At 35.5% G+C, this 14,113-nt stretch carries 8 protein-coding genes and 2 tRNA genes; 7 read left to right on the plus strand and 3 right to left on the minus strand.

Annotated elements, in window-relative coordinates; genetic code table 11:
• Positions 1 to 176: 176 nt before the first annotated feature.
• A tRNA-Phe gene (locus AC6CHH_RS08585) sits at positions 177 to 249 on the plus strand.
• A gap of 40 nt (positions 250 to 289) precedes the next feature.
• Positions 290 to 362, plus strand: a tRNA-Phe gene (locus tag AC6CHH_RS08590).
• 220 nt (positions 363 to 582) lie between these two features.
• Here the strand turns inward: AC6CHH_RS08590 and AC6CHH_RS08595 are convergent.
• From AC6CHH_RS08595 to AC6CHH_RS08605, 3 genes are read right to left on the minus strand one after another with little or no spacing between them, the layout of a single operon-like run.
• Positions 583 to 1,551, minus strand: a complete 969-nt coding sequence (locus AC6CHH_RS08595) for an exonuclease (RefSeq protein WP_498281815.1) — start codon at positions 1,549 to 1,551, stop codon at positions 583 to 585.
• Positions 1,551 to 2,147, minus strand: a complete 597-nt coding sequence (coaE, locus tag AC6CHH_RS08600; RefSeq protein WP_498281817.1) for a dephospho-CoA kinase — start codon at positions 2,145 to 2,147, stop codon at positions 1,551 to 1,553. The genes AC6CHH_RS08595 and coaE overlap by 1 nt, the downstream gene beginning before the upstream one ends.
• A gap of 1 nt (position 2,148) precedes the next feature.
• Positions 2,149 to 3,096: a CdaR family protein gene (locus AC6CHH_RS08605; protein WP_498281819.1), complete on the minus strand. Its 948-nt coding sequence runs from the start codon at positions 3,094 to 3,096 to the stop codon at positions 2,149 to 2,151.
• Between the two features lie 172 nt (positions 3,097 to 3,268).
• Here AC6CHH_RS08605 and purL point away from each other — a divergent pair, with 172 nt between their 5' ends.
• The 5 genes from purL (at position 3,269) to AC6CHH_RS08630 (ending at position 14,107) form a co-directional block, all read left to right on the plus strand.
• Positions 3,269 to 6,943 carry a phosphoribosylformylglycinamidine synthase gene (gene purL, locus AC6CHH_RS08610; RefSeq protein WP_498281821.1) on the plus strand — a complete coding sequence of 1,225 codons (3,675 nt, stop codon included), beginning with the start codon at positions 3,269 to 3,271 and terminating at the stop codon, positions 6,941 to 6,943.
• 215 nt (positions 6,944 to 7,158) lie between these two features.
• Positions 7,159 to 8,043 (plus strand): 23S rRNA (adenine(1618)-N(6))-methyltransferase RlmF, encoded by an 885-nt coding sequence (gene rlmF / locus AC6CHH_RS08615; RefSeq protein WP_498281823.1) that lies wholly within the window; start codon positions 7,159 to 7,161, stop codon positions 8,041 to 8,043.
• Between the two features lie 466 nt (positions 8,044 to 8,509).
• A complete protein-coding gene (locus AC6CHH_RS08620) occupies positions 8,510 to 11,479 on the plus strand; it encodes a SusC/RagA family TonB-linked outer membrane protein (protein ID WP_498281825.1) in 2,970 nt (989 codons plus the stop codon).
• A gap of 7 nt (positions 11,480 to 11,486) precedes the next feature.
• Positions 11,487 to 12,992 carry a RagB/SusD family nutrient uptake outer membrane protein gene (locus tag AC6CHH_RS08625; RefSeq protein ID WP_498281827.1) on the plus strand — a complete coding sequence of 502 codons (1,506 nt, stop codon included), beginning with the start codon at positions 11,487 to 11,489 and terminating at the stop codon, positions 12,990 to 12,992.
• Between the two features lie 11 nt (positions 12,993 to 13,003).
• Entirely contained in the window at positions 13,004 to 14,107 is a 1,104-nt protein-coding gene (locus AC6CHH_RS08630) for a fasciclin domain-containing protein (protein WP_498281828.1), read from the plus strand.
• Positions 14,108 to 14,113: the final 6 nt, after the last annotated feature.

Raw genomic sequence — 14,113 nt, forward strand, 5'->3', positions numbered from 1 at the left:
ATTAAAATGCAAAGATACCGTTAATTACTCATTCATATTGTTTATTTGAAGTAATTTTATCTCAATCAAAATCAAGCTTTTGAGTAAATGCACCTTTTTTTTTAGGACAAAAGTTTCAGATTACGAAAAAAGACGGTACATTTGCAACGCAAGATCAGTAAAGAAAATGCAACTAAGGTGCCATAGCTCAGTCGGTAGAGCAAAGGACTGAAAATCCTTGTGTCGCTGGTTCGAATCCAGCTGGCACCACAAAATCTGACAAGTAACAGATTTCAAATAAAAACTTGAAGGTGCCATAGCTCAGTCGGTAGAGCAAAGGACTGAAAATCCTTGTGTCGCTGGTTCGAATCCAGCTGGCACCACAAAAAAGCTTCGTTTTCATTAAACGAAGCTTTTTTACTATTTATAGAATTATTGTCCATCTTAATTCTATAAATATCCCAATAAATAATAGATAATAATAAAAACCACGATGGTACCAAAACAACCAAGTCCCATCTTTTTTGCACCCCAGCCTGCAATTAAAGCTCTAAAAAATTTATTCATAAATTTTCCTTTTAAAAAATCGTATCTTATTTAGATTTAACAATAATTTGAAGAAATAGTTTGTGATAATATATCCCGAATGATAATTTTTTCATTAAAGTAGCTATGAAGTTGACGTCCATCTCCATGAAGCGTCCAAATTACCTTTGGTTTAACAACGGAAATAAAATAGATAATATCCTTCCAATCAACATGGTCTGATATATAAAGGCTGATATCATTTTGAGCCTGCAATCGCTGCCAACCTGAGGCAAAAACCCGCAATACATTCTTTGCTCTTCTATAACTATTGAATGTAAGAGGTGGTACAAGGTATATTTTATTTTCATCACCTGTTTTCATTGATTTTCTATTGTACAATGAATACTTTAACGATCTTTTATTAAAACTGTCATAGATTTTATGGAATGGTAATATATTATGATGAACCAATACCTCTTTTTCTGGACAATAGTGATTTAGCATTGCAGTGATTCTTTGCGCTTTACCTAAGGAATAACATCCCAACATAATATTGCCTGCAATTTTCAATTTAAGAATTTCTGCGACAGGATCTGGGTGAGAAATTTGTGGATTTGCAAACGTAGTTTCGGTAATCAATACATCAGCCTCTATGATCTCGATAGGTTCGCATGTAGGGTCATCTTGTAATTTATAATCCCCCGTATACAAATAACGAACTCCTTTATAGATCATCAAAATTTGTGCACTTCCCAAAATATGACCTGCTGGAAAAAAATAGATCTCAATCCCATTAATCTTGAACTGAGCGCTATACTCAGGGGTTTGAAAACTAGAAATCGATTGTTTTGGATAGCGGGATTGCATAAAAGCAGCTGTTGGCTTGGTGCAATAAATATAATCATGACCCGCGCTTGCATGATCGCCATGTGCATGAGATACAACCGCTCGAGTGACTGGATATAATGGATCAATGTAAAAATCACCGTAAGAGCAATAATATCCTTTGTCTTGCTTTATCAAAAAATCTTCTAAGATATGCATTAGCTTTTATGTAGTCCTGTAAATTTGGTATGCAAAAACATGACTTGTTCAATTAAACTGTGATCATTATCGTTATAAATTATAAAATCAGCTTTTTCCATTTTTTTCTCCTCAGGCATTTGCTTTGACATCCTATTCTTGACCTCCTCTGGGGAAACTTGATCGCGATGCATAACTCTCGCTATTCGAATATCTAGTGGAGAGGTTACCAGGATTGTATAGTCTAAAGATAAATATGATCCAGCTTCAAATAATAATGCGGCTTCTTTAATGGTGTATAATGAATTTTGAGTAGCTTCCCATTCCAAACCGTGCTGAATGACTACCGGATGAACAATTGAATTAAGTATTGTAAGTTTCTTCTGGTCTGAGAAAACCTGTTTAGATAACCAGACCTTATTCAAGGAGCCATCTTCAAGATAGACTTGCTGTCCGAATGCCTCTATGAGTGAGCCGCGAACAAGTTCACTTTCAACCATAATGTTTTTTGCTTCTTTATCCGCATCATATGTTGGGATATTCAATAATTTAAAGACTCGGGTAACCATGCTTTTGCCTACACCGATCCCACCTGTTACTCCAATTTTTAATCTCATGTTATCGTCTTACAAAAAAATCTACATTTTGGGGTTGAATACTTATAACTTGGCAATATTCCGGTATCTTGGTTATTATCACGGGCAAACTACTCACCTTATGTTCTTTCCATGCATCAAAATCAACAATTGCTTCAAAATCACGGGACGAATACTTATTATAATCTTTTACCGCCAATGATACTGTTAATTTCACCTTACCTGGTAGCACGCGAACGGAGGTGAATCCTTTTCTGTTTTCGACCTTTATCGGTAACTCAATTATTTTTTCAGTAATCTCCCCTACTGGAATCATTACTTCTGCAAACGTTGGATAGATTGTGATGTTTGTCCTCTGGTGCCTGTTTAAATAGGCAACCGTACGAACATCCGCATTAACATCAGCTCCTTTAATTGTATCCGTTTCCAAATATTCCAAACTAGCCACATCTTCTAAGGGACCTGTTATAGTCACATACTCTGGATTAGTTCGAGTCGCCCCTATTATACCGTATTGTTTTTGAAAGGTAAGATTTTGAATTGCCTTAACAGGAATCTTTCGCTGAGTTTGTTTTGAGAAATCAAAATAAAGTGTATCTGGAGATACTGAAGCAACTTGTTTGTCGGACGGAAATTGTCGATTAATAAATCCAATTTGACTACCGAAAACAATAAAATTACGTGTTTTTAAACCGCTCAAATCAACTTTAATACTTGCGGTGTCAGGGTTTAACCGTTCCATAAAGACCTTCCATCCAGACATTTTAATACGCACAGAAACCGTATCTGATTGTAACGGATGAAATGCTTTATTTTCGGGTAAATTAACATATGTTATATTAGCCCGCTTTGTAAAGATATAATCACTGGAAATTGCAAACAATGTCCAAGCTAAAAATGAAATGATTATACAGCGTATAAAAATTGATAATTTACGCCGCTGAACCTTATTAATTCGCCTTATAGCCATTTTACAAATGTACTATTTTGAATCTAAAAATCCCATTTAGTCAACACCTTAGATGAACCGCTACAATTTCTTTTGAAATGCATGAAAAGATAGATACTCCTTGCTCATAATTTGAGAAAATATTACGTAACTTTGTGCTTTAATTGAAGGACGTTCAAAATTCACTTTCATAATGATTCATTTCTTCGTGAACCAATCGAACACTGTTTATGCTGTTCAAACCCCAAAAGATTTATCCAATGAGGATATCTCTAAATTAAACTGGCTTTTTGGAAATTCAAAAAAACTCAACGACCTGACACTGAACGAATACTATGTAGGTCCTCGTGCTGCTATGGTGACTCCTTGGAGTACGAATGCAGTAGAGATTACTCAAAACATGGGGATTCAGGATATAGTTCGGATTGAAGAATTTCAACCTGTATCGAGCGAATTCATCGATTTCGATGCAATGATTTCCCAAAAATTCAGTGCTCTGACTCAAGAGTTATTTAAAATTTACATCGATCCAGAACCAATTTTGGAGATCGAAAATATAGCTGAATACAACAAGACGGAAGGCCTTTCCTTGAGCAATGAAGAAGTTGATTATTTAAATAATCTGGCGGAAAAGATCAACAGAAAATTAACGGACTCAGAGGTATTTGCTTTTTCACAGGCTAATTCTGAGCATTGTCGTCATAAAATTTTTAATGGCACATTCATTATTGACGGTGAGGAACAACCGACCTCATTGTTTAAATTGATCAAAAAGACCTCTGAAACTAATCCAAATGACATTGTTTCAGCATATAAGGATAACGTTGCATTTGTCAAAGGACCTAGGGTTACTCAATTTGCACCAAAATCTTCCAATAAACCTGATTTTTATGAGGAAAAGGAGTTTGACTCTGTCATCTCTGTTAAAGCTGAAACACATAACTTTCCAACTACTGTTGAACCATTTTCTGGTGCAGCTACTGGATCTGGGGGAGAAATCCGTGACCGATTAGCTGGAGGACAGGGTTCGCTTCCATTGGCAGGGACCGCAGTCTATATGACAGCATATTCACGTTTATTGGCCGATCGACCTTGGGAAAGGGCGATGCAGGAAAGGCAATGGTTATATCAAACTCCGATGGATATTTTGATTAAAGCTTCCAATGGCGCCTCTGATTTCGGAAACAAATTTGGCCAACCTTTAATCACTGGTTCAGTTTTGACTTTTGAACACGAGGAAAATGGACAAAAATTGGGATATGATAAGGTCATCATGCAAGCCGGAGGTATTGGTTACGGTAAACTAGAACAGGCTAAAAAAAATAAACCTCAAAAGGGAGATAAAATTGTTGTTTTGGGTGGTGAAAACTATCGCATTGGAATGGGAGGAGCAGCAGTTTCTTCTGCAGATACAGGAGCATTCGGTTCAGGTATTGAATTAAATGCAATTCAACGGTCCAATCCAGAAATGCAAAAACGTGCTGCAAATGCCATTCGTGCATTTGTTGAATCTGACAATAATCCAATTGTCTCTATTCATGATCATGGTGCAGGAGGCCATTTAAACTGTCTATCAGAACTAGTAGAAGAAACTGGTGGTTTGATAGATCTTGACAAACTTCCGGTTGGAGACCCGACCTTATCTGCTAAAGAGATTATTGGGAATGAATCTCAAGAACGTATGGGTTTGATTATTTCTGAGGACGATCTTGAGCAATTGAAAATAGTTTCTGACCGCGAACGTGCACCAATGTATACCGTTGGAGAGGTTACTGAGGATCATAGATTTACTTTCAAATCGAAAAAAAATGGAGAAAAACCAATGGATTATGCCTTGGAGGATTTCTTCGGCTCTTCGCCCAAAACAATCATGAATGACAAAAAGATAGAACGCAAATACGCGGATCTATCTTATGTTGTAAAAGACATACCAAAATACTTAAACCAAGTTTTGCAACTAGAAGCAGTTGCATGTAAAGATTGGTTAACGAATAAAGTTGATCGATGTGTTGGTGGCAGAGTAGCAAAACAACAATCTGTAGGTCCTCTACAATTACCTTTGAATAACGTTGGTGTGATGGCTTTAGACTATAAGTCAGACCAAGGCATCGCTACCACTGTTGGCCACTCTCCAATAACAGCATTAGTTGATCCAGTTGCTGGCTCCAGGAATGCAATTGGAGAGGCTCTATCGAATATCGTTTTTGCACCAATTAAAAATGGTTTGCAAGGTGTTTCATTATCTGCAAATTGGATGTGGGCATGTAATAACCCAGGTGAAGATGCTAGACTATATCAAGCAGTAAAGGGTTGTTCCGATTTTGCGATTGAATTAGGCATTAATATCCCTACTGGAAAAGATTCCTTATCCATGAAACAAAAATACCCAGACGGTACGCATGTCATGGCCCCTGGAACAGTTATCATATCTGCCGCAGGGAATTGTACGAACATTAACAGGGTAATTGAGCCGGTTCTTCAAAAGCACTCCGGTTCTATCTACTATATTAATCTTTCACAAGACAGTTTCAAATTAGGAGGTTCTTCATTCGCCCAAATTAATAACAAAATAGGTTCTGAGGTACCGACCATTAAAGATGCAAGTTTCTTTAAAAAAGCATTCAACAGTATTCAGAAACTAATACAAAAAGAGCAGATTGTGGCAGGACATGATATAGGCTCCGGCGGATTAATTACAACTCTATTGGAAATGTGCTTTGCCGATGTTGATTTAGCGGCAAATTTTGACCTTACAGGGATCAATGAGAAAGACAGCGTAAAAGCCCTATTTAATGAAAACATAGCCCTAGTTTTACAAGCGAAAGACGATAATGTCTTTGAGAAAGCAATGGAAACTGATGGAATCCAAGCAATAAAAATTGGCACAGTAAACGATGGAAAAGATGTAACTATTAGAAATAATGAAGACTCATTTGTTTTCAATGTCATTGAAACCAGAGATACTTGGTTTAAGACCTCATTCTTGCTGGATCAAAAACAATCTAAAAATGGTACCGCATTAGCACGATTCGAAAATTACAAAAATCAACCATTGGTTTATACCTTCCCTCAACACTTCACCGGGAAAAGACCTGTACATGATCCTCAAAGCCCACGTCCAAAGGCAGCAATTATTCGTGAAAAGGGGTCTAACTCTGAACGAGAAATGGCAAACGCTATGTTTTTGGCAGGATTTGATGTTAAAGATGTCCATATGACTGATTTAATCTCAGGTCGAGAAACTTTAGATGATATTCAATTTATTGGGGCAGTTGGTGGATTTTCAAATTCAGATGTATTAGGATCAGCCAAAGGCTGGGCTGGTGCTTTCCTTTACAATGAAAAAGCGAGAACAACTTTAGAAAAGTTTTATTCTCGTTCAGACACTCTTTCTGTTGGCATATGTAACGGATGCCAGTTATTTATGGAATTGGAGTTAATTAATCCTGATCATGAAATACATGGCAAACTCGTTCATAATATTTCTCAAAAACATGAATCCAACTTTGTATCTGTTACCATTCAAGAAAACAATTCTATTATGCTTTCAAGTTTAGCTGGAGCGACTTTAGGTGTATGGACCTCTAATGGTGAAGGTAGATTTAACCTTCCCTATTCAGAAGATAAGTATCAGATCGTGGCTAAATATGCATATGCAGATTATCCTCATAGCCCAAATGGTGCAGATTATAATACAGCAATGATGACCGATAAATCAGGTCGCCATTTAGTAACTATGCCACATATTGAACGCTCAGTTTTTCAATGGCATTGGGCCCACTATCCAAAAGGAAAACAAGATGAGGTAACTCCTTGGATAGAAGCATTTGTAAATGCTCGTAAATGGATTGAAAATAGAAATAAATAAGTTGAGTATTTTAAAGTAAAAATCCTACTTAATATTTGAGTAGGATTTTTATTTTAAAGATAGGTAATCTAGAATCATTGTAGCTTCCGGACCAGTATATCCCATCCCATCCAATTTTTTAGTTATTGATCGGTATTTTAATTATATTTCTTTAATAAAATATTAGTTTCAAGCATTCTGCTAATTAATAGATATCTTTGCCCTCTATAATTATAATGGAAAAAACATCAAAAAATCTACATCCTGCTAATAAATTTAACCAGGATTACGACTTCTCAAAACTCATCAAGCACGTTCATGTACTAAAGAAACACGTTCAAGTACTTCCTGATGGTCGAAAAACCATAGACTTCAAGAATCCCGAAAGTGTATTTTTATTGAATAAAGCATTATTAGAAAGTAGTTACTCAATCAAAGGTTGGGAGATATTAGAAGGAAGCTTATGCCCTTCTATACCTGGAAGATTAAATTATATTCACCATTTGGCTGATTTAATTACCAATAAAAATCATAAAAAGGTTAAAATATTAGATGTTGGTACAGGTTCTAGCCTTATTTATCCTATTTTAGGTAACAAGGAATACGGATGGAAATTTGTTGGATCTGAAATACATAAACCTTCCACCATACATGCTAAATCATTATTAACGAAAAATCCTGAGCTGTATAAAGCTATTGAAATTCGTGAACAAGATGATTCCAGAAATACCTTAACTAATATTATCCAAAATGGGGACTTTTTTGATGCCATAATGTGCAATCCCCCCTTTTACAAATCCAGGGATGATTATTTTGGTACTGTACAGAAAAAAAATCAAAAACTCCATAAAGAGGTTGAAAACATATACGCTAATTTTCAAGGGCTCTCCAATGAATTATGGTATCCAGGGGGTGAACAAAAATTCATTACTCAATTAATCTACGAAAGCTTTAAATTTAAGGATCAAATAGGAATTTGTAGTTCGTTGGTTTCGAATAAAGACACGCTCAAACCCTTAAAAGCAATTTTAGAATATCATAAAATCAGCAATATTCAAGTTACAAAAATGACTCAGGGGAATAAAATTACTCGAATTTTATCCTGGCAGTTGAAAAAATAGGTTTTTGTATTCCATCTACTACCCGTTACACTTTTCTGCTTTAAACCTTTCATAAGCAGAAAAGCTGTATTAATGATTATTTTTTTTAAAAAAAATTTGCTAAAACGATTTTTATTTATAAATTCGTAAACCAATATAAACAAATCATTAAACAGAAACCATTATGAACCAATACCACAAAACATTTTATACAGTCCTAACATAAGAAAAGGGAACCGGGTTATTTTATTCTTACTGAATTTCATTTTTTAATTTAATGTTTTTGAAAATTAGATGCTAAAACGTTTTATTATCAATGATGAAAAAGTATGGTTGATAGATTTATAAGAGAATTTCTAAATCGTTATAAATTTTAAATAAACTTATTTGCCTAAATAAACTTAAAATATGTCCTATAGCATTATAGGCAGCCCATTTATCGTTTACTTATAAATTATTTATTTATCACTTAAAACGCACTATTACTATGAGTGTAATATGGAAGTTTAAGTCGTTATTGATTCTGTTGCTCATTTCTTCAGGTAGTTCCTATGGATTTAAGCAAAATCAATCCAACGCACCCTTACAAGACACTATTCCGCAAGAAAAAGGGGATTCAATTAAAATTGACCCAGTTTCTGAACTAAAGGCTTTGTACGAATTAGAAGTTCCAAAATATGATTATTTAAAATCAATGAAAAACGCGTCATTGATTACAGGGAACAGTCTTCAGCAGCATATCAAAGGCGAATTGGCAGGAGTTTATGTCTCTGAATCAACAGGTGAACCTGGAACTAACCTACAGATGTTTGTCAGGGGAATAAGCAAACCAATTTTATCAACAAGAGATATCTATAGTACTCAACCCTTAATCGTTTTAGATGGTATCCCGTTGATTGGTGAACATCCCTTCGCTTTTGATATTCAAAACTTTGATATCGAGAGAATTGGAACTGAAAACAATCTTTTAGCAAACTTTGAGTTTGATAATATTGAAAGTATACGAGTGCTCAAAGATTTATCAGCAACTTCAACATATGGTCCATTAGGTGCGAATGGAGTGATCGAAATCACCTCGAAAAAAATAGCGGGTGATGGCGATAAACGAATTTCCATTAACAGCTATATCGGAATATCTCAACGACCAGGCGTAACAACCATTAATGGAGCTTATGAGAGTGCGTTTCGTCGTCAATTTTACGATTTGTATACAACCAATGGAAAATTCAATGATGATGATGTATACCCAACTTACTTGAGTGATTCATTAAATAATAATTATTATGGACCATCAAATTGGAGTGATAGTTATTATCAGAATGGACTAAATCATGGTATAAATGCCAATGTTGCAGGTGGCGGGAGTAGATCTACTTTTCAGTTTTCACTAGGCAATGTACGAACTACAGGAATCGCTGATGATACTCAATTTGATAAATATAATGCAAGATTTTTTCTGAATCTACGTCCATTTAAGTGGTTAAATTTCGAAACCTTATTTAATGCAAGCAGAGTTGGAAGGGATAGAAATCGGAATCTACAAAATCGTTTTGCAATGATGGGTTATTTTCCAGATTTGGGAGCACCTTTAGCCCCTAACAAAGATGTTTATGATTTATATCTTAAAGAGTTCGACAAAAGTTTTGACAATAACTTTAGCAACATTCTAGAAGGGTTTTTCCGCTTTCATTTTGAAATTGGAAAGCTTAAATACAGAACCAAATTTGCAGTAGATTATAACGAAGGATATCGCGATTTGTTTTATCCAAGCACAATCCTCGAAAACAGCAATTTTGCTTCAAATTATTATGGTTATAACCAGCGTATTAATGTAGATCATCAACTAACATATGATTTCCAGAGCGGTCCAAATTATCTTTATCTAGAAGCTGGAAATAGTTTTATATGGGATGTATACAAATACAACTATGCCTATGCATACAAAGGAGTAAATGATTTCATTAAATTAAATTTATTAGAATCAGATCCAAGAAATTCTAATTACTTAAATCCAACAGCTTTCCCTCGTCAATTAGTCTATAAATTCCTTGATCGTACAAAACATAATATGATAAATATTTATGGTAAGGCGTCTTATACATATGATGAAAGCTACACAGCTGCAGTTACCCTTAGATACGACGGCTCCTCGAATGCGCAGCCAACATCAAGGTGGTTCTTTTCTCCGGTACTATCATTGGGATGGAATGCTAAAAACGACTTCATAAAAGATAATTCGAGCGTTAGTCTGTTCAATATACGAGCAAGTCTAGGCAGAATTGGCATATACAATACCTTTGACAATTACTCTCAAGGTCCGAGTTATACAGCGCAAATCGGGTACACTGGGAATGCAATCGTTCCTGGATACAATGGGTTTGCGGCACTAGTTAGACCATATGATGTAGGTTGGGTGGGATATGATATTCCCTGGAGCTATTCAGATATGGCTAATGTAGGGTTTGATCTCGGTTTTAAACAGAGAAATATTCAGATTGGTTTAGACTTTTACTTAAGAGACACTAAAGATCAATTAATCAAGTTACCTGGAAAAAAAGATTATGGCTATAAATATCAATACGCAAGTGGTATGGATGTTAGAAATATGGGTCTTGATCTTAACATCAGTGGCGACATTTTAAAGGGGGCAAAATTAGGTTGGAACTCTGGAATTGCATTGGGTTTAAATACAAATAAGTTATTGGCACTCCCAGATGGACTAGATCAGATTGAGGTGGATAACCGATTGTTAAAGGTCGGTGAAAGAATTGATGCTTTCTGGGTATACGATAATCAAGGTATGTACAACACTGATCAAGAGGTGCCATCTTTTGATGGAAAAAAATTAACCTATAACGGAATTATTTTAAAGGCTGGAGATCCAATCTGGTCAGATACTAATGGTGATCATCAGATAAATAAAGAGGATAAAATACTTAAAGGGAATATTATTCCAAAATTGAGTGGTTCATGGAACAACATGTTTACTTACAGAAACTTAGACCTGAATTTAAATTTTTATTTCAATTTAGGACGAAAGATCATCAACCAGGAGATGGCGAATCGTTTCAATTTTATCGAGAATGAAAACTCAAGTAATATCAATTCCATAAAAGAAATTACATTTTGGGAAAATAGAGGTGATTATTCAATGTACCCTCTATATAATCCTTGGAGTTCAGTTAGTCCTTACCAATCCAATCAGACCTTATTTCTAGAAAACGGCTCTTTTGTAAAGTTAAGAACAGCATCAGTAGGATATAACTTTAAAAGTGTTTTAAACAATAAATTGGGTAAAAATGGAGACTTGTATGTTTATCTATCAGCAAATAACCTGTTTACAATAAGCAATTACTCAGGTCGTGATCCTGAACTTGTGAACTACTTAGGTCATGATCAAGGTTATTCTTTACCGATTCCAAGAACGTTCGCGCTAGGCTTTAAACTTAAACTGTAACCCAATCATGAAAAAATCAATTATACTATTAATCATATTGAGTCAAGTATTCGTTTCCTGTAAAAAAATGCTTGATATCAATTCGACACGTTTAGTTTCGGAGGAAAACATGTGGTTAACAATGGAAGATTCCAGAGCGGCACTAATGGGAATTTATGGGCTAACCAAATCTGCATTGAATGATCATAATGCCCACTGGTTATATGGAGAGGTACGTTCTGGAGACTACTCAATTCCTTTAAGACAAGACTTAAAAGCAATTGCAAATAATAACTTAAATGCCTCATTCGGAATAATGAATGATCTTAAAAGCTGGAGACGATGGTATGCTGTAGTAAACGCAGCAAACATATTCCTAGAGCGAATATCAGAGGTGAAGGAAAATGATCCCAGGTACACTAACAACAATATGGTTGTTGATATTGCTCAAGCCAGATTCTTAAGGGCATTCGCTTATTTCTACATGGTACGGATATGGGGAGATGTTCCTTTAATCATCTCATCAAACGAAGGAAGTTTCACTAATCATCCCAGAGAGGATCAAGTTAAAATATTAGCTTGGGTTGAGATCGAATTACAAAAATCCGCAGATGACCTTCCTTATTTATATAGTGTTAACGATGAACAACAACAAGGAAATTATTACAATGAATTTGCCTCCCGGTGGTCTGGAGCTTTAGCCCGTAAAACAACTGCATATGCAATTCTTGCTCATGTTGCTGCTTGGCAAAGCAACTATCCCAATGCTGCGGCTTATTCTAAATTTGTAATCGATAACGCAAGTAAAGGAAGCCTAGGTTTATTAAATACCAATACACTAACAGATCCAAATGGATTTTTCTATGACAAAAACAGCAATCAACTTTTAGCTTTTGGCCATGTATACAATCATGTTGAGGGGTCATTTACTGGGCATATTGAAGAACTTACCCTAGCTTCACCGGTGGTGAATAAAAGTATTCCAGATATGTACCTTCCAAAAGACAAAATACTGGAGTTTTTTGATGAGCCAACTGATGAGCGCTTTAGTGCTGACACTTTGGGAAATCCTACTACCGAGGTGTATTTCAAAAATTTCAATGGTCAATACCCAATATTCAGTAAAATAAAATGTATCATGGGTGGAGTAACTGACCCTACATTCAGATTTTATTCGAGCGCAACTGTGTTTACAAGGCTTGAAGACATGTATTTGTTAAGAGCAGAATCATTGGCAACAATTGGAGAACAAAACGGAGCAATAGAGCTACTCAACACAATCCGCGAAAGAAGAGGATTAAATCCCTACTCCGCCGCTAAGAACGGAGATTTAATCGATGCTATTTTCAAGGAAAGAAATCGTGAATTAATGGGCGAGGGACATAGATGGTATGATTTAATACGCCACCATAAAATACGTAATGATGATTCAGATGTGAATCAGCTTATTAGAAATGACGGAATTTATTGGCCAATTGACTCTAAAGTCCTATCTGAAAACAATTTATTAACCCAAAATGAGTTTTGGAAATAATCCGCAAAATCATGAAAGTAAATCAATATTATATTTGTCTCCTTCTATTGCTTTTGTTTATTGGGTGTTCCAAAGACAAAGGTTATTACAATCAAACTGTACAAAAAATTAAGTTTGACGGAAGTATACTAGACTACATAGAAAGCAAACCTGGTATTTTCGATTCATTACGCAATGTTATCGATCGGACTAACATTAATTCAATTTTAAAAGACAGTACGAACATTACTTTTTTTGCACCAACAAATTCAAGTTTCCAACTAGCCATTGAGAACTTAAATAATACGAGAAAAGAATCTGATAAGCCCTTAGGCTACCTTTCAAATTTAGAATTAAAACATTTAGACACGATGATGGCTCAGTATGTCATTCGGGGTCTTTATTCAAGTGACTCAATGTTAACAAAGGATGGTTTACTGCTGTATGATTACAAATATAAAAGACGTATGAATGCTAAATTGACTACGGCAACATCTTCAGGATTTGAAGAAGGTGGACCTAAGGTCATTGAGTATAGTGATACAAAAAACAGTCAATTTAACCGGAATTGGATTACTGCTACAACCGCATCCATTAACATCGAGGCAGATAATGGAATGATCCATGTTTTATCTCCGAATCACATTTTTGGATTTAATGATTTTGTCACACGCTTCACCTTTATTCCTCCACCTCCAAACCTGTTCAAGACTGTTGGAGGAACTTTCTCAGTTTCCAGAGAAACAGGTGGTGGAGAAAATGCTGTGGAAGCGTCAAAATATGTTTTTGACGGTAATAGCGAGACAAAGTTCTTTCTTGGTGATTTTGGCGGTGTTTGGATGCAAGTTGAATTAAATCAAGCAACTGCAGCAAACGCATATACGTTGACATCTGCCAATGACGCTGTCGAGAGAGACCCAATAGATTGGACATTACAAGCCTCCCACGATGGAGAAAATTGGGAGACCTTAGATTCAAGAAGCGGCGAAGAATTTACAGGAAGATTCCAGCAGCGCGTATTTTGGATCAACAACACTACTGAATTTGTATTCTATCGTTTAAATGTTCAAAGAAACAGATCAGGAAACGCATTTCAAATGGCCGATTGGAGTGTAAACAAAGGAACTAACGAGTAATATAAC

This window comes from Sphingobacterium sp. GQ94 (assembly GCF_059758715.1).